Below are 17134 nucleotides of genomic sequence, written 5' to 3'. Positions count from 1 at the left end.
GCGCGCAGTGCGCCCTGATGCCTTTATCAGGGCCTGTCGGCCCGCGCCACCTTGCCCACCAGGAACTTGTGCACAAAGCGCGGCACCACTTCGCTGGCCAGGCCGTAGTGCTTCTCGTCGAACTGGCTCTCCACCTGGCTTGGCTCCAGGTTCAGCTCCATCGCGTAGGCGCCGCCCAGCCGCGCCTCATGCACGAAGCCGGCCGCCGGGTAGACATGGCCGGAGGTGCCGATGGCGACGAAGAAATCGGCCTTGCTCAGCGCCTGGTAAATGTCATCCATGCCCAGCGGCATCTCGCCGAACCACACCACGTGCGGCCGCAGCGGCGCCGGGAACTGGCAGCAATGGCAACGATCGTCAACGCTGAGATCGCCGGGCCATTCGAACACCTGCCCCGACTGGGTGCAGCGCACCTTCAGCAGTTCGCCGTGCATGTGCAGCACCCGCTTGCTGCCGGCGCGCTCATGCAGGTTATCGATGTTTTGCGTGACCAGCAGGAAGTTTTCCCCCAGCCACTCCTCCAGATCCGCCAGCGCGCGGTGCGCGGCGTTCGGGGCGATCTCCTCCGTCTGCAGCTGGCGGCGGCGTTCGTTGTAAAACGCCTGCACCAGCACCGGATCGCGCTGAAAACCTTCCGGCGTGGCGACGTCCTCCACCCGGTGCTCTTCCCATAGCCCATCCGCGGCGCGGAAGGTGCGAATGCCCGACTCGGCCGAAATGCCGGCCCCGGTCAATACCACCACAAACGGCTTTTTCAGCTCGGCCGCCGCCATGGTGTCACGGTGAAAAATGCGTGAACGAAAGCGCTGATGCAGCACATGCTTACTCTTGCGAAACTGACACAGCCGATGGCGAGTGTGCATTAACTCTCTCCTTACTTTTCCCTGTTTACCAAATTGAGGAACGCTGCGCCGCGCACGCCGCCGGCGTCGCCATAGCGCGCCTTCTCGATGCGCGGCAGCCGGGCCACCCGCAGCAGGTGCGCCGGCAACCGCTGCGGCAACGCCTGGTAAATGGCGTCGAAGTTCGACAGCCCGCCGCCGATCACCACCAGGTGCGGATCCAGCACCGTCAGCAGGTTGCCCAGGCAGATCGCCAGCACGTCCATAAAGCGGTCGACGTGAGCCACCGCCTGCGCCTCACCCGCCTGATAATGCGCAATGATCTCGGTGGCGGGCAAGTGCCGGCCATAGAAATGGGCGTACATCCATTCGAAACCGCGGCCCGATATGTAATTTTCAATGCAACCCTGGTGGCCGCACCCGCAGGCGACGCGAGGCACATCACGCCCCAGCACCTCGAGCGCATCCACCGGCAGGCGCAAATGGCCGAACTCGCCGGCGATATAGTTGCGCCCAGGCACCGTCTTGCCGTCGACGATCAGGCCGCCGCCAACGCCGGTGCCGAGGATGATGCCCAGCACCGTCGGGTAGCGGCGAAACTCGTCGTCCCAGGCCTCCGACAGCGCAAAGCAGTTGGCGTCGTTGTCGACGCGCACCTCGCGCCCGATCAGCGCCGCCAGATCGCGCGGCAACGGCCGCCCCATCGCCGCCGGCACGTTGGCGGTAAACAGCGTGCCGTCATCGTCGTTGGGCAGGCCCGGAATGCCGATGCCGACGCTGCCGCGCCGGCCACAGAACGCATCCGCCTCGAGGGTCAGATCGCCCAGCGTGGCCAGCAGTTGCCGGTAGTCTTCACGCGGCGTCGGCACCCGTTTTTGCCAAATGCGCTGCAGGTTGTCGTCGAATACCCCCAGCTCAATCTTGGTGCCGCCCATATCGAAACCGTAGTACATAACCCATCCCCAGGCTAAAAAAACGGGGCGGCATCGCTGCCTCCCCGTGGGTTTTATTGTCCGCTGAGCACCCGCGCCGGATCGATGCGGCTGGCGCGCCTCGCCGGATACCAACTGGCCAACAGGCTCAGCACGATGGCGGTCGCCAGCACGATCAGCACGTCCAGCCAGTGCAGCTCGGAAGGCAGGAAGTCGATGAAGTAGATATCGCCCGACAGGAAGGAGTGGCCGACCAGTTTCTCGATGCCCCGGATAATGTTGGTCAGCTGCAGCGAGGCGATCACCCCGATCACCACGCCGCTCAGGCTGCCCAGCAGCCCGGCCAGCAGCCCATACCAGATGAAGATGGCGCGGATAAAGCCGTCTTTGGCGCCCAGGGTGCGCAGCACCGCGATGTCGGCGCTTTTGTCTTTCACCGCCATCACCAGCGTGGACACGATGTTGAAGCAGGCCACGCCGATCACCAGCACCATCGCCAGATACATGATGGCGCGGATCATCTGGATATCGCGGTACATGTAGCCGTATTTGCCGATCCAGCTCTTGATGTAAATGTAGGCGTTGGTCACTTCGCCGGCGTCGCGCACCAGTTTGTTGGCGGCGAACACGTCGTTCATCTTGAGGGCGATACCCGTGACGCTGTCACCCATGTCGAGATACTGCTGCGCATCGGCCAGCGGCACCAGCGCCAGGCTGTGATCGAGCTGGCCGCTGAGCTGCAAAATGCCGGTCACGTGCAGGCGAATGCGCTTCGGCTGCAGCAGCTTCATTTCCGGGTCGCTGTTGGGGATCATCACCGTCACATAGGCGCCTGGCTTCACGCCCAGCGCGTCGGCCACACCCTTGCCGAGGATCACCTGCTGTTCGCCGGCCTTGAAGTTGGCCCAGGCATCACCCTGCACATACTGCGGCAGCGCGCTCAGCCGGCTCTCCTGCTGCGGATCAACGCCTTTGACTTCCACCGCGCGCAGCTGCGCGCCGTTCTCCATCAGGCCGGTAAAGTTGATGTACGGCGCGGCGGCCACAATGCCCGGCACCTTCTCCACCCGCTGCAGAATCGACGGCCAGCCGCTGAACGGCTGATTTACCGGCTCGAGCTCGCCGTGCGGCACCACCGCCAGAATGCGGTTTTTCAGCTCGCGCTCAAAGCCGTTCATCGCGCTCAGGCCGACGATCAACACCGCCACCCCCAGCGCGATGCCGATGGTGGAGATGACCGAAATCAGCGACACCATGCCGCCGCGTTTACGGCCGCGGCTGAAACGCAGGGCCGTCAGGAAGGACAGTGAGGCTCCCGCCATTACTCGGCCCCCATCAGGGTCAGCTGCGCCTGCAGGTGGCCGTCGGCCATTTCCAGCTGGCGGCTCAGGCGCTTGGCCAGTTGCAGATCGTGCGTCACCACCAGAAAAGCGGTGCCCTGACGCACGTTCAGCTCGCCCAGCAGATCGAAGATGCTGTCCGCGGTGCGTTTGTCCAGGTTGCCGGTCGGTTCGTCCGCCAGCACCAGCGCCGGATTATTGACCAGCGCGCGCGCGATCGCCACGCGCTGACGCTCGCCGCCGGAAAGCTCGGACGGGCGGTGTTTGCTGCGTTTTTCCAGCCCGACCGCCGCCAGCATCTCCCGCGCCTTCTCCTGCGCCTGCGCCGGCTTGGCGCCGCCGATCAGCAGCGGCATGGCGGCGTTTTCCAGCGCGGTGAAGTCCGGCAGCAGATGGTGAAACTGATAGATGAAGCCGAGCTGGCGGTTGCGCAGCTCGGCCTTGGCCGCCGAAGACATGGCGTTCAGCGATGCGCCCTTGAAGATCACCTCGCCGGAGGTCGGCGAGTCCAGCCCGCCCAGCAGGTGCAACAGGGTGCTCTTGCCGGAACCCGAGCTGCCGACGATCGCCATCATCTCGCCCTGCTGCATGGCAAAGCTGACGTTGCGCAGCACGTCGGTGTGCAGATTGCCTTCCTGATAGGTCTTGCACAGGTTGTCACACTGCAGCAAAAGATGGTTACTCATAACGTAAAGCCTCAGCGGGTTGTACGGCGGCAGCGCGCCATGAAGGATAAAGCGTGGACAACAGGGAAACCGCCATCGCCACCACGGCGATGATCGTCACCTGCAGCGGATCGACCGCCACCGGCAGCGAAGCGCCGTCGATCAGGGCGCCGAGGATCGGCATCAGGTTATTCAGGTTGGTGGCCAGCAACACGCCGAGCAGCGTGCCGAGCAGCGAGCCGATGATGCCGGCGCTGGCGCCCTGCACCATAAACACCGACATGATCTGGCGGCGGGTCAGCCCCTGGGTCTGCAGAATGGCGACCTCGCCCTGCTTCTCCATCACCAGCAGGCCGAGCGAGGTAATGATGTTAAACGCCGCCACCGCCACGATCAGGCTGAGCAACAGCCCCATCATATTCTTCTCCATGCGCACCGCCTGGAACAGCTCGCCCTTGCGATCACGCCAGTCTTTCCAGACCGTGCCCGCCGGCAACGGCTGTTGGCTGAGGGTATCGACCGCCAGCGGCTGCTGCAGGAACAGGCGCCAGCCGGTGATGTTGCCGGCCGGGTAGCGCATCAGGCGCGAAGCGTCCTGTTGGTTGACCAGCAGCTGATAGCCGTCCACCTCGCTGTTGGCGTGGAAGGTGCCGATGAGGGTGAACAGACGCTGGCTGGGAATGCGGCCCATCGGCGTGAACTGGCTGGCGCTCGGCACCATCACGCGCAGCGAATCGCCGCGTTTGACGCCGAGTTGCCCCGCCAGCTGTTCGCCGATGATGATGTTGTATTGGCCCGGCTGCAGCTGCTGCTGCTTGACGTTGACCAGATACGGGGTCAGCGGATCGGCCTCGTCGGGATTGACGCCGAGCATCACCCCGACCGCCACGCTGCGGGCGCTTTGCAGCACCACGTCACCGGTGGTCAGCGGCGCAACGCGCGTGACGCCCTGCAGCTTCTGCACCTCGGAGGCAGGCAGCTGCTGCGGATTAACCGATCCTTGCGGGCTGGTGATCAACGCCTGCGGCATCAGGCCGAGGATGTTGTTCTCCAGATCCTTTTCGAATCCGTTCATCACCGACAGCACGGTGACCAACGCCATCACCCCCAGCGTAATGCCGATGGTGGAAAGCCAGGAAACAAACCGCCCGAAGCGGTCTGAGGCTCGCCCGCGCATGTAGCGCAGGCCAATGAATAACGCGACAGGTTGATACATGAAATCCGTTTGATAGCCGTGGCTTAAGCAAAGTGATCATGGATGATAAAGGCTCTCCCTCGTTTAGGGAACACCCGACGATCTTTTATTGCGTGGCGCAGAGGAGAACGGCGGCGGCAGATGAGCGCAATATTGCCCCGTCGCCGCAAAAAGTCGACGGCGTCAACCGGTTAAATAATCGGCAAAAAAGCGATGAGCAGCGCTTTTTGCTGTGTCAGTTTGCCGGCCGCTGGGCTACTATAAACAGCATAAAGGCGCTGGGTTATCCGTGCCGGAACGCCCTCTAACACATTGATTAAAGATACCTGAATGAGCACTTCCGATAGCCGTAACCGTTCCTCATCCCCTCGTTATTCTCTGCCCGATCGCGCAGGCGATCTGCGCCAGCTGGGGCAACTGACCGGCGCGGCCTGCGCCGTGGAGTGCGCCGAGATCGTCGAACGCCACCCTGGCCCGGTGATGCTGATCGCGCCGGACATGCAAAACGCCCTGCGGCTGCGCGACGAGATCCAGCAGTTCACCGACCAGATGGTGACCACGCTGTCCGACTGGGAAACCCTGCCGTATGACAGCTTCTCGCCGCATCAGGAAATCATCTCGGATCGTTTGTCGAGCCTGTATCATCTGCCGACCATGGCGCGCGGCGTGATCATTTTGCCGGTCAATACCCTGATGCAGCGCGTCTGCCCGCACGAGTTCCTGCACGGCCACGCGCTGGTGATGAAGAAAGGCCAGCGCCTGTCGCGCGACAAGCTGCGCGCGCAGCTGGAACAGGCCGGCTATCGCAGCGTCGATCAGGTGATGGAGCACGGCGAATTCGCCACCCGCGGCGCGCTGCTCGATCTTTACCCGATGGGCAGCGATGAGCCTTACCGCATCGACTTTTTCGATGACGAAATCGACAGCCTGCGCATCTTCGACGTCGATAGCCAGCGCACGCTGAGCGAAGTCGAGGCCATCAATCTGTTGCCGGCCCACGAGTTCCCCACCGACAAGAACGCCATCGAGCTGTTCCGCAGCCAGTGGCGCGAGCAGTTCGAGGTGCGCCGCGACGCCGAACACATCTATCAGCAGGTCAGCAAAAGCGCCTGGCCGGCCGGCATCGAGTACTGGCAGCCGCTGTTCTTCAGCCAGCCGCTGCCGTCGCTGTTCAGCTACCTGCCGGCCAACACGCTGATCGTCAATACCGGCGATCTGGAGGGCGCCGCCGAGCGCTTCTGGCAAGACGTCAACCAGCGTTACGAAAGCCGCCGCGTCGATCCGATGCGCCCGCTGCTGGCGCCGGATACGCTGTGGCTGCGCGTCGACGCGCTGTTCGGCGAGCTGAAGGCCTGGCCGCGCATCGCGCTGAAAACCGATGAGCTGCCGGCCAAGGCCGGCAATACCAATCTGGACTACCATGCCCTGCCCGATCTGGCGGTGCAGGCGCAGCATAAATCCCCGCTGGATAACCTGCGGCGCTTTATCGAAGGCTTCGACGGCAGCGTAATTTTCTCCGTCGAGAGCGAGGGGCGGCGTGAAACGCTGCAGGATCTGCTCGGCCGCATCAAGCTGGCGCCGGCGCTGATTCAACGCCTCGATCAGACGGAAACGGCGGGCCGTTACATGATGGTCGGCGCCGCGGAACACGGCTTCCTCGACGGCCTGCGCCGGCGGGCGCTGATCTGCGAAAGCGATCTGCTCGGCGAGCGCGTCAGCCGCCGCCGGCAGGACAACCGGCGCACCATCAACACCGATACCCTGATCCGCAACCTGGCGGAGCTGCATCCCGGCCAGCCGGTGGTGCACCTGGAGCACGGCGTCGGCCGCTACGTCGGCCTGACCACGCTGGAGGCCGGCGGCATCAAGGCCGAATACCTTATCCTCTCCTACGCCGGTGAGGACAAGCTGTACGTGCCGGTTTCTTCGCTGCATCTGATCAGCCGCTACGCCGGCGGCGCGGACGAAAACGCCCCGCTGCACAAACTGGGCGGCGACGCCTGGACGCGCGCGCGGCAGAAAGCGGCCGAGCGGGTGCGCGACGTGGCGGCGGAGCTGCTGGATATCTACGCCCAGCGCGCCGCCAAGGCCGGTTTCGCCTTCAAACACAACCGCGAACAGTATCAGCTGTTCTGCCAGAGCTTCCCGTTCGAAACCACGCCGGATCAGGAACAGGCGATCAATGCCGTATTGAGCGACATGTGTCAGCCGCTGGCGATGGATCGCCTGGTGTGCGGCGACGTCGGCTTCGGCAAAACCGAAGTGGCGATGCGCGCCGCCTTCCTGGCGGTGGAAAACGGCAAGCAGGTGGCGGTGCTGGTGCCGACCACCCTGCTGGCGCAGCAACACTTCGACAACTTCCGCGATCGCTTCGCCACCTGGCCGATCCGCATCGAGATGATGTCGCGCTTCCGCAGCGCCAAAGAGCAGCAGCAGGTGCTGGACGACGCGGCAGAAGGCAAGGTGGACATCATCATCGGCACCCACAAGCTGTTGCAGAGCGATCTGCGCTGGAAAGACCTGGGGCTGCTGATCGTCGATGAAGAACACCGCTTCGGCGTGCGCCATAAAGAACGTATCAAGGCGATGCGCGCCGACGTCGATATCCTGACGCTGACCGCCACGCCGATCCCGCGCACCCTGAACATGGCGATGAGCGGCATGCGCGATCTGTCGATCATCGCCACCCCGCCGGCGCGCCGCTTGGCGGTGAAGACCTTCGTGCGCGAATACGACAGCCTGGTCGTGCGCGAGGCGATCCTGCGTGAAGTGCTGCGCGGCGGCCAGGTTTACTACCTCTACAACGACGTCGAAAACATCGAGAAAGCGGCGCAGCGCCTGGCGGAACTGGTACCGGAAGCGCGCATCGCCATCGGCCACGGCCAGATGCGCGAGCGCGATCTGGAACGGGTGATGAACGATTTCCACCACCAGCGCTTCAACGTGCTGGTGTGCACCACCATCATCGAAACCGGCATCGATATTCCCAGCGCCAACACCATCATCATCGAGCGCGCCGATCGCTTCGGCCTGGCGCAGCTGCACCAGCTGCGCGGCCGCGTTGGGCGCTCGCACCACCAGGCTTACGCCTATCTGCTGACGCCAAACCCGAAAGCCATGGGCGCCGACGCCCATAAACGGCTAGAGGCCATCGCGTCGCTGGAAGATCTCGGCGCCGGTTTCGCGCTGGCGACCCACGATCTGGAGATCCGCGGCGCCGGCGAGCTGCTGGGCGAAGACCAGAGCGGCCAGATGACCACCGTCGGCTTCTCGCTCTACATGGAGCTGTTGGAAAGCGCCGTCGATGCGTTGAAAAACGGCCGCGAACCGTCACTGGAAGATCTCACCAGCAGCCAGACCGAGGTGGAACTGCGCATGCCGACGCTGCTGCCGGAAGATTTCATTCCCGACGTCAATACCCGCCTGTCGCTGTACAAGCGCATCGCCAGCGCGAAGAGCGACGGCGAGCTGGATGAGCTGAAAGTCGAGCTGATCGACCGCTTCGGTCAGTTGCCGGACGCGGCGCGCAACCTGTTGCAGTGCGCGGCGCTGCGCCTGCATGCGCAGAAGCTGGGCATCAAACGCATCGAGAGCAACGAGCGCGGCGGCTTTATCGAGTTCGGCGACAACAACCGCGTCGATCCCGGTTATCTGATTGGCCTGTTGCAGGGCAATCCGCAGGTTTACCGCCTGGACGGCCCGAGCAAGCTGAAGTTCACGCTCGATCTGGCCGATCGCCAAAAACGCCTGACGTTCACCGAAGAGCTGTTGGACGCCTTCCGCGAACACACGCTGGCGGCCTGAAGCCACGCGCCCCGCTCGCCGGGGCGCACGCTCCCATCCCCGGCTGCGGCCGGGCGGTTCTATCTTATCGCCAAGCCTTCTATCCCTCCCCAGGCGCTTCAGGCTACTCTGTGCCCTGTGTTATCGGGGGAGAACCGCATGAATATCGACGATGAACTGCAGGCGCTCAGCGAACAGGAAGCGACGCTGGCCTTTACCCATTTTGATGCCGCCACCGCCTGGGAACTGGGCGCGGCGCTGAAAACCGCCGCCGAGCGGCGCGGCCTGAGCATCGCCATCGAGATCCAACTGGCCGGGCAAACGCTGTTTTATTACGCCATGCCGGGCGCCACGCCGGACATCGCCGACTGGGTGCGGCGCAAGCGTAATCTGGTGAACCATTTTCACAAAAGCTCTTACGCCATCGGCCTGCGCCTGCAGCAGCGGCAAACGTCGCTGGAGGAACGCTACGGGCTGAACGTGCGCGACTATTCGGTGCACGGCGGCGCCTTCCCGCTCACCCTGACCGGCCTCGGCTGCGTCGGCAGCATCAGCATTTCCGGCGCGCCGCAGAAAGAAGACCATCAGCTGCTGGTGAGCACTTTAGCGAACTTTCTCGGCTTATCTCTTCCCGCCCTGCACTAACCGTTAAAACCTCGATTGTTCCTTTGCTTTTCAGCCGCAGAATCTGCGGCTGACTTATCTGTTATCGGCATTTAGCGCCAAACAAAAGGGCGACTCTCTGATTTCCTGCGCCAAATTGATACAGGTCTGGTAATCCGCTGAGCAAAAGGCGTATGGTATCTGTCACGTGACAAGACGGACCTCATCGGGCCCGCCATTCCTTTCACTTTTGAAGATTTGGTACGCACCGTAGATGAAAACGCATGAAATAAACAAAATTCGCCCCTTCAGCGCGCTGATAGACGCCTGCTGGCGGGAACCTTATAGCCTGGCGCGGTTGCTGAAAGACGCTATCGCCGGGGTGACGGTCGGCATTATCGCCATCCCGCTGGCGATGGCGCTGGCGATCGCCAGCGGCGTGCCGCCGCAATACGGCCTGTATACCGCCGCCATCGCTGGCATCGTCATCGCCGTCAGCGGCGGTTCGCGCTACAGCGTCTCCGGCCCCACCGCCGCCTTCGTGGTGATCCTGTATCCGGTTTCGCAGCAGTTCGGCTTGGCCGGCCTGCTGGTCGCCACGCTGATCTCCGGAGTATTTCTGCTGCTGATGGGGCTGGCGCGCCTGGGCCGGCTGATCGAGTACATTCCGCTGCCGGTGACGCTCGGCTTTACCTCCGGCATCGCCATCACCATCGCCACCATGCAGATCAAGGACTTCTTCGGCCTGCAGCTGGCGCACACGCCGGAAAATTACGTCGGCAAACTGCACGCCCTGCTGCAGGCGCTGCCAACGCTGGATTTCGGTGATACCCTGATCGGCGCGGTGACGCTCTTGATCCTGATCTTCTGGCCCAAGCTCGGCCTGCGGGTGCCTGGCCACCTGCCGGCGCTGCTGGCGGGCACTGCGCTGATGGGACTGCTGGCGCTGTTTGATCACCCGGTGGCGACCATCGGCTCGCGCTTCAGCTACCTGCTGGCCGACGGCAGCAGCGGACAGGGCATCCCGCCGATCCTGCCGCAGTTGCTGCTGCCCTGGGATCTGCCGGGCGGCGGCGGGCAGCCGTTCACCCTGAGCTGGCAAACCGTTTCCGCCCTGTTACCGGCGGCGTTTTCGATGGCGATGCTCGGCGCGATCGAATCGCTGCTGTGCGCGGTGGTGCTCGACGGCATGACCGGCAAGAAGCACAACTCGAACAGCGAACTGATCGGCCAGGGCGCGGGCAACATCATCGCGCCGTTCTTCGGCGGCATTACCGCCACCGCCGCGATTGCCCGTTCGGCGGCCAACGTGCGCGCCGGCGCCACCTCGCCGGTATCCGCCATCATCCACGCGCTGCTGGTGCTGCTGGCGCTGCTGGTATTGGCGCCGTGGCTCTCTTACCTGCCGCTGGCGGCGATGGCGGCGCTGCTGCTGATGGTCGCCTGGAACATGAGCGAGGCGCACAAGGTGGTTTACCTGCTGCGCCGGGCGCCGAAGGACGACATTCTGGTGCTGCTGCTGTGCATGTCGCTGACGGTGCTGTTCGACATGGTGATCGCCATTACCGTGGGCATCGTGCTGGCGTCGCTGCTGTTTATGCGCCGTATCGCCCGTATGACAAAGCTGAGTGAGCTGAGCGCCGACCACGGCCGCCTGGTGCTGCGGGTGAACGGCCCGCTGTTCTTCGCCGCCGCCGAGCGCATCTTTACCGAACTGCTGGCGCGCAGCGAAGGCTACCGCACGATCGTGCTGCAATGGGATGCGGTGCCGGTGCTCGACGCCGGCGGCCTGAGCGCCCTGCGGCGCTTTATCGAGGTGCTGCCGGCGGACAAAAAGCTGGTGATCACCGACGTGCCATTCCAGCCGCTGAAAACCCTGGCGCGCGCGCGGGTGCAGCCGATCGAGGGCCGCTTGCAGTTCTACCCGACGCTGCCGGAAGCGCTGGCGGCCACCGACGCCTAAACGTAAAAAAGCCCGACGAGTCGGGCTTTTTTACGGCGATAATCGCTTAGTTGCTGGTATCCAGCTCCGGGAAGCTCTTCACCAGGTCGTCGATGGCTTTCATCTGCGCCAGGAACGGCTCCAGCTTGTCCAACGGCAGCGCGGACGGGCCGTCGCACTTGGCGTTGTTCGGATCCGGGTGCGCTTCGAGGAACAGGCCGGCCAGGCCGACCGCCATGCCGGCGCGCGCCAGCTCGGCCACCTGAGCGCGGCGGCCGCCGGACGCGGCGCCGAACGGGTCGCGGGTCTGCAGCGCGTGGGTCACGTCGAAGATCACCGGATGGCCGCCGGTCACGTTCTTCATCACGTTGATGCCCAGCATGTCGACCACCAGGTTGTCATAGCCAAAGTTGCTGCCGCGATCGCACAGGATCACCTGGTCGTTACCGCCCTCTTTGAACTTGTCGACGATGTTGCCCATCTGCCCCGGGCTGACGAACTGCGGCTTCTTGACGTTGATCACCGCGCCGGTTTTCGCCATCGCTTCCACCAGATCGGTCTGGCGCGCCAGGAAGGCCGGCAGCTGGATCACGTCAACCACTTCGGAAACCGGCTGCGCCTGCGCCGCTTCATGCACGTCGGTGATGATTTTCACGCCGAAGGTTTTTTTCAGCTCTTCAAAGATCTTCATCCCTTCTTCCAGGCCCGGACCGCGGTACGAGTGAATGGAAGAGCGGTTGGCCTTGTCGAAAGAGGCCTTGAATACGTAAGGAATGCCCAGTTTTTGCGTCACGGTGACGTAGTGTTCGCAGATGCTCATCGCCAGATCGCGCGATTCGAGCACGTTCATACCGCCAAACAGCACAAACGGCAGATCGTTTGCTACGTCGATATCGCCAATGCTAACCACTTTCTGTTTCATGCTTTCGCCTTTGTTAAGGTTGTAACCGTCGCCTTGCATACTGCGCGGAGTCATTGAATTAATGCAGCGTCACCTGTTTCGGCTCAATCGAGTGGATCTGCACTTTGATCACTTCGCTGACCGGGTCTTCAGGACACTGCTCGACAAAATAGTTGAGATCGGAAATCGCGATATGGTTGCACTCCAGCTGGGCGTAAATCAGCCCGCGGTCGCGGATCTCGTACGGATCTTCCGGATCGAAGCACAGCACCGTTTCGCTGGTGCGCAGCGCCATTTCCAGCTGTTTTTCTTCCATCAGGGCGGCCTTCAGCGTATCGAGCATCTTGCGCACCACCATGATGTTCTCCGACTCGTCGAGGTCGTCGTCTTCCAGCTCGGCGCCCAGCCCCAGGTTGCCCTTGATCCACACTTCCAGCTGGTGCTCGCTCAGGGTTTCGCCGTTCAGCGGGTTGATCAGCCACAGCTCTTCGTCCAGCCAGTCGGCGCGCAGGATCAGCTGAGTGGGGAAAATCACCGGCAACAGCGGCAGATCCAGCGCGTTGGCGATGTGCAGGAAAATGGTGCCCAGCGAGACCGGCGTGCCCTGCCGCCCTTCCAGCACCTTGTCCAGCCAGATGGCGTCCGACAGGCGGTAAACGCCGCTGGCGCCGCCGAATCCCCAGGTCTTGTAGAACAGCTCGATGAGCGCATCCAGTTGCTGCTCCTGAGTGATATCGACCGGCACCGCCGCGCGCGCTTCGTCCACCAGCTGTTGCAGCTTGCGCTCCACGTCGGCAGCGGGAAAATCGCGCCGCACCGACTGCGACACCAGGATCACCCCTTCGCTCAGCGGCGAGGCGTTAAATTCAAAATCAGCAATGCTACTCATAGGTATCCCATCAGAAACGGTATTTTCGTCGTGGCAAGTTTAATTATCAGATACAGACAGCCCAACGCCAGCACGAACGCCACGGTTCGCAGCCGCTGACTTTTGGTCTTCTTGCCCAATGCGACGTAGCCAAGCAGGATATAGATAATAACGCCAAACAGCTTCTCGGTCAGCCATGAGTCCATACCCAGCAGCGGATAAAACCCGAACGTCACCACCAGCGCGATGCCGCTGACGAACAGCAGCGTGTCGTTCAGGTGCGGCGCTACCTTGACCCAGCGGCGGCCCATGATCGGCGAGCGGCGCCACTGCCAAAAGAAACGCAGCACAAACAAGGTAATACTGATGGCGACCGTCAGCAAATGGAAATGTTTCAACGCGGTGTATGCAGTCATGATGCTCCCTTAAATGGCGCGGGCGTCGTTATTATCAGTGGCGCTTATCCCGGCCATTGGCCGAGCGTCACGCGGTCGTTGTCGCCGTAATCGCGGTGGGTGGCGACAGCGGAAAATCCGGCGGCCTGCAGCAGCGCGCGCACGCTCTCGCCCTGCTGCCAGCCATGTTCCAACAGCAGCCAACCCTGCGGCTGCAAATGGTGCGGCGCCTGGCCCACGATGGCGGCCAGATCCGCCAACCCATGATCGGCGGCGACCAGCGCGCTGCCGGGCTCGAAGCGCACATCGCCCTGCGACAAATGCGGATCGGCGGCATCGATATAGGGCGGATTGCTGGCGATCAGCGCGAAGCGTTGCCCCGCCACCGGCGCAAACCAGCTGCCCTGTAGAAATCGGACGTTGTCGATCTTCAGCTTGCGCGCATTATGCTGCGCCAGCGCGACCGCCTCCGGCTGCACATCGACGCCGATTGCCGAACAATCCGGGCGCTCGCTGGCCAGCGCCAGCGCGATGGCGCCGGTGCCGGTGCCGAGATCGAGGAAGTGGCAGGGTTGCGGCGGCAGACGCGCCAGCGCCAATTCCACCAGGCATTCGGTATCCGGGCGTGGGATCAGCGTTGCGGGCGAAACCGACAGCGGCAGCGACCAAAACTCGCGCTCGCCCACCAGATAGGCCACCGGCTCACCGCGCTCGCGGCGCGCCAGCAGCGTCTCCAGCTGCTGTTGCTGCGGCGGCGTCAGCAGGGTTTCACCGAACGCCATCAGGAAGGTCCTGGCCTTGCCGGTCACGAAACCCAACAGGATTTCCGCGTCGCGCCGGGCGCTGTCGCTGTGGGTCAAACGCGCGGCGGCGGCTTTCAGCCAGTGTTGATAGTCCATCACTCTTGCTCGGCGGACAGCGCAGCCAGCTGGTCGGCCTGATACTCCTGCACGATCGGCTGGATCAGCATGTCCAGTTTGCCTTCCATCACCTCGTCCAGACGGTAGAGCGTCAGGTTGATGCGGTGGTCGGTCACCCGCCCCTGCGGGAAGTTGTAGGTGCGATTGCGGTCGGAACGATCGCCGCTGCCCAGCAGGTTGCGGCGAGTGGACGCTTCGGCCTGCTGGCGCTTGGCCATCTCGGCGGCGCGAATGCGCGCGCCCAGCACCGACATCGCCTTGGCTTTGTTTTTGTGCTGTGAACGTTCGTCCTGGCACTCCACCACGATGCCGGTCGGCAGGTGGGTGATGCGGATCGCCGAGTCGGTGGTGTTAACGTGCTGGCCGCCGGCGCCGGAGGAGCGGAAAGTGTCGATTTTCAGATCGCCCGGGTTGATGTCCGGCAGCTCGGCTTCCGGCACTTCCGGCATCACCGCCACAGTGCAGGCGGAGGTGTGGATGCGCCCCTGGGATTCGGTTTCCGGCACGCGCTGCACGCGGTGGCCGCCGGATTCAAACTTCAGCTGGCCGTACACGCCATCGCCGGAGACTTTGGCGATCACTTCCTTGAAGCCGCCGTGCTCGCCTTCGTTGGCGCTCATCACCTCGACGCGCCAGCGGCGGCCTTCGGCGTAACGACTGTACATGCGGAACAGATCGCCGGCGAAGATCGCCGCCTCATCGCCGCCGGTGCCGGCGCGCACTTCGAGGAAGCAGCTGCGCTCATCGTCCGGATCTTTCGGCAACAGCAAGACCTGCAGCTGCTGCTCCAGCTCTTCGCTGGCCGCCCGCGCCTGTTTCAGCTCTTCCTGCGCCATTTCGCGCATCTCCGGATCGTCCAGCATCATTTCCGCCGTCTCCAGATCCTCCTGCACCTGACGCCATTCCAGGAAGCAGCGGCTGACGTCGGTCAGCTGCGCGTATTCTCGCGACAGCGCGCGGAACCGGTCTTGGTCGGCGATGACACCGGCATCGCCGAGCAGCGCCTGCACTTCTTCATGGCGCTCTTGTAACGCTTCCAGTTTGGCAACAATAGAAGGCTTCATGCGTGGTAATAAACCCTGTTAATAGAGAAAACTAATGTTGATCCAGCCCGAGGCTGTCGCGTAATAACTGCAACCGCTCCACGTCGCCGTCGCCGGCGGCCTGCTGGAGGGATTTGGTGGGGGCATGAATAAGACGGTTGGTCAGTTTATGGGCCAGCTCGTGTATCACCTGCTCCACGTTGGCGCCCTGCGCGATGGCGGCCAGCGCTTTGGCTTCCATCTCTGCGCGAATTTGGTCGGCCTGCGAACGGTAGTCGCGGATGGTTTCCACCGCGCCCTGCGAGCGCAGCCAGGCCATGAAGTTGGTGCTTTCCTGCTGCACGATCGACTCTGCCTGCACCGCCGCCGCTTTGCGCTGCGCCAGATTGCTTTGAATGATGGCGTGCAGATCGTCCACGCTGTACAGATAGGCGTTGGCCAATTTGCCGACCTCCGGTTCGATGTCGCGTGGTACGGCGATATCCACCAGCAGCATCGGCTGGTTGCGGCGCGCCTTCAGCGCGCGCTCCACCATGCCTTTGCCGATGATCGGCAGCGGGCTGGCGGTGGAACTGATGATGATGTCGGCGTCCGCCAGGCGTTCGTCGATTTCAGGCAGGGTGATCACCTCCGCGCCGACCTCGTCCGCCAGCAGCTGCGCGCGCTCGCGGGTGCGGTTGGCGATGATCATGTGCCGCACTTTATGCTCGCGCAGGTGGCGCGCCACCAGCTCGATGGTTTCGCCGGCGCCCACCAGCAATACGTTGAGATCGGCCAGCGATTCGAAGATCTGCCGCGCCAGCGTACAGGCGGCGAACGCCACGGAAACCGCGCTGGCGCCGATGTCGGTTTCGGTGCGCACGCGCTTGGCGACAGAGAAGGATTTCTGGAACAGACGCTCCAGCTCGCCGGAGAGCGACTGGCCGCGTTGCGACTCGGCGAAGGCCTTTTTCACCTGGCCGAGGATCTGCGGTTCGCCCAGTACCAATGAGTCCAACCCGCTGGCCACCCGCATCAGATGGCTGACCGCGTCGTTGCCCTGATGCCAGTACAGGCTTTTCTTCACCTCTTCCGGACGCAGGTTGTGATAGGCGCACAGCCAGGCGACCAGTTGCTCGTGCATGTGTTCCTGCTGCTCTACGCTGAGGTACAGCTCGGTGCGGTTGCAGGTGGACAACACGACGCCGCCCTGCACCAACGGTTGTTGGAGCAAGCTGGTCAGCGCCTCATCGATGGACTCTGGCGAGAAGGTCACCCTTTCACGCAGAGAAACCGGAGCGGTTTTGTGATTTATACCTAACGCCAGCAGGGTCATTGCTTCGAGTAATACTTATCTTGGTACGGGTTCTCGTTGAACGGCATTCTACTTGATGCGCGGGATCAATAAAAGTAACAACCGCATCTTCCGTTCAATCGCTGTCATAGATGACATCAATTAATGAATAAGCAATAAATACAGCAGGATAAATAGTCATGAGGTAGGTCGATTGCTTAAATTTTAGCGCAGTTTGCGATAACGCGCACGCTATTCGGCGTACACAACGGCGGCGTTTGCGCAACGAAGGCACCGCTTATCGGGCGCGCCTCCCCCGCCTTCAGGCGATTGTGTTACGCTTAATGGCGACCCCGACGCGCGTGCCGGGTTGGCATTGCGCCGGTAAAAGCGGCAAGATTCAACGCGATGCAGCAAAAAATTGACGCGCCG

General features: G+C 62.9%; 15 protein-coding genes. 4 read left to right on the top strand and 11 right to left on the bottom strand.

The annotated features are described in order from the left end of the window. Positions 1 to 26 precede the first annotated feature (26 nt). The 5 genes from cobB to lolC are packed head-to-tail and all read right to left on the bottom strand — an operon-like array spanning position 27 to position 4995. On the bottom strand, positions 27 to 863 hold the full coding sequence (cobB, locus tag SSARUM_RS09695) for a Sir2 family NAD+-dependent deacetylase (protein ID WP_060429920.1): 837 nt from the start codon (positions 861 to 863) through the stop codon (positions 27 to 29). Between the two features lie 11 nt (positions 864 to 874). Then, positions 875 to 1795, bottom strand: a complete 921-nt coding sequence (gene nagK / locus SSARUM_RS09690; RefSeq protein WP_041034741.1) for an N-acetylglucosamine kinase — start codon at positions 1793 to 1795, stop codon at positions 875 to 877. Between the two features lie 53 nt (positions 1796 to 1848). Further along, positions 1849 to 3096, bottom strand: coding sequence for a lipoprotein-releasing ABC transporter permease subunit LolE (lolE, locus tag SSARUM_RS09685; protein ID WP_060429916.1), 1248 nt, complete (start codon positions 3094 to 3096; stop codon positions 1849 to 1851). Next, positions 3096 to 3800, bottom strand: coding sequence for a lipoprotein-releasing ABC transporter ATP-binding protein LolD (gene lolD / locus SSARUM_RS09680; RefSeq protein WP_033638178.1), 705 nt, complete (start codon positions 3798 to 3800; stop codon positions 3096 to 3098). Before lolD ends, lolE begins: the two co-directional genes overlap by 1 nt. Then, positions 3793 to 4995 carry a lipoprotein-releasing ABC transporter permease subunit LolC gene (gene lolC, locus SSARUM_RS09675; protein ID WP_039566510.1) on the bottom strand — a complete coding sequence of 401 codons (1203 nt, stop codon included), beginning with the start codon at positions 4993 to 4995 and terminating at the stop codon, positions 3793 to 3795. Before lolC ends, lolD begins: the two co-directional genes overlap by 8 nt. Before the next feature lie 38 nt (positions 4996 to 5033). On the opposite strand from lolC, the gene SSARUM_RS09670 reads away from it, so the two are divergent. The 4 genes from SSARUM_RS09670 to dauA all read left to right on the top strand — a co-directional run bounded on the left by SSARUM_RS09670 (position 5034) and on the right by dauA (position 11323). Beyond that, positions 5034 to 5282 carry a hypothetical protein gene (locus SSARUM_RS09670; RefSeq protein WP_060429914.1) on the top strand — a complete coding sequence of 83 codons (249 nt, stop codon included), beginning with the start codon at positions 5034 to 5036 and terminating at the stop codon, positions 5280 to 5282. A 22-nt stretch (positions 5283 to 5304) separates the two neighbouring features. Continuing rightward, entirely contained in the window at positions 5305 to 8778 is a 3474-nt protein-coding gene (gene mfd / locus SSARUM_RS09665; protein WP_060429912.1) for a transcription-repair coupling factor, read from the top strand. 138 nt (positions 8779 to 8916) lie between these two features. Next, positions 8917 to 9402 carry a heme-degrading domain-containing protein gene (locus SSARUM_RS09660; RefSeq protein WP_049211442.1) on the top strand — a complete coding sequence of 162 codons (486 nt, stop codon included), beginning with the start codon at positions 8917 to 8919 and terminating at the stop codon, positions 9400 to 9402. Positions 9403 to 9634: 232 nt separating this feature from the next. Further along, positions 9635 to 11323 carry a C4-dicarboxylic acid transporter DauA gene (dauA, locus tag SSARUM_RS09655; RefSeq protein WP_060429910.1) on the top strand — a complete coding sequence of 563 codons (1689 nt, stop codon included), beginning with the start codon at positions 9635 to 9637 and terminating at the stop codon, positions 11321 to 11323. Positions 11324 to 11369: 46 nt separating this feature from the next. Here dauA and kdsA read toward each other — a convergent pair whose 3' ends face one another. The 6 genes from kdsA to hemA are packed head-to-tail and all read right to left on the bottom strand — an operon-like array spanning position 11370 to position 16744. Continuing rightward, positions 11370 to 12224, bottom strand: coding sequence for a 3-deoxy-8-phosphooctulonate synthase (gene kdsA, locus SSARUM_RS09650; protein WP_004941087.1), 855 nt, complete (start codon positions 12222 to 12224; stop codon positions 11370 to 11372). A 58-nt stretch (positions 12225 to 12282) separates the two neighbouring features. Further along, positions 12283 to 13092, bottom strand: a complete 810-nt coding sequence (gene sirB1 / locus SSARUM_RS09645; RefSeq protein WP_060424985.1) for an invasion regulator SirB1 — start codon at positions 13090 to 13092, stop codon at positions 12283 to 12285. Then, a complete protein-coding gene (locus tag SSARUM_RS09640) occupies positions 13089 to 13490 on the bottom strand; it encodes a SirB2 family protein (RefSeq protein WP_170310367.1) in 402 nt (133 codons plus the stop codon). The genes sirB1 and SSARUM_RS09640 overlap by 4 nt, the downstream gene beginning before the upstream one ends. A gap of 41 nt (positions 13491 to 13531) precedes the next feature. Further along, positions 13532 to 14365: a peptide chain release factor N(5)-glutamine methyltransferase gene (gene prmC / locus SSARUM_RS09635; RefSeq protein ID WP_033646390.1), complete on the bottom strand. Its 834-nt coding sequence runs from the start codon at positions 14363 to 14365 to the stop codon at positions 13532 to 13534. Further along, positions 14365 to 15450 carry a peptide chain release factor 1 gene (gene prfA / locus SSARUM_RS09630; protein WP_033646391.1) on the bottom strand — a complete coding sequence of 362 codons (1086 nt, stop codon included), beginning with the start codon at positions 15448 to 15450 and terminating at the stop codon, positions 14365 to 14367. Before prfA ends, prmC begins: the two co-directional genes overlap by 1 nt. A 31-nt stretch (positions 15451 to 15481) precedes the next feature. Next, positions 15482 to 16744, bottom strand: coding sequence for a glutamyl-tRNA reductase (gene hemA, locus SSARUM_RS09625; RefSeq protein WP_033638164.1), 1263 nt, complete (start codon positions 16742 to 16744; stop codon positions 15482 to 15484). Between the last annotated feature and the right edge of the window lie 390 nt (positions 16745 to 17134).

The organism is Serratia sarumanii (assembly GCF_029962605.1).
GTDB lineage: Bacteria > Pseudomonadota > Gammaproteobacteria > Enterobacterales > Enterobacteriaceae > Serratia > Serratia sarumanii.
Note: the sequence above shows the minus strand (reverse complement) of the source record. Positions and strands in the feature narration are given on the sequence as shown.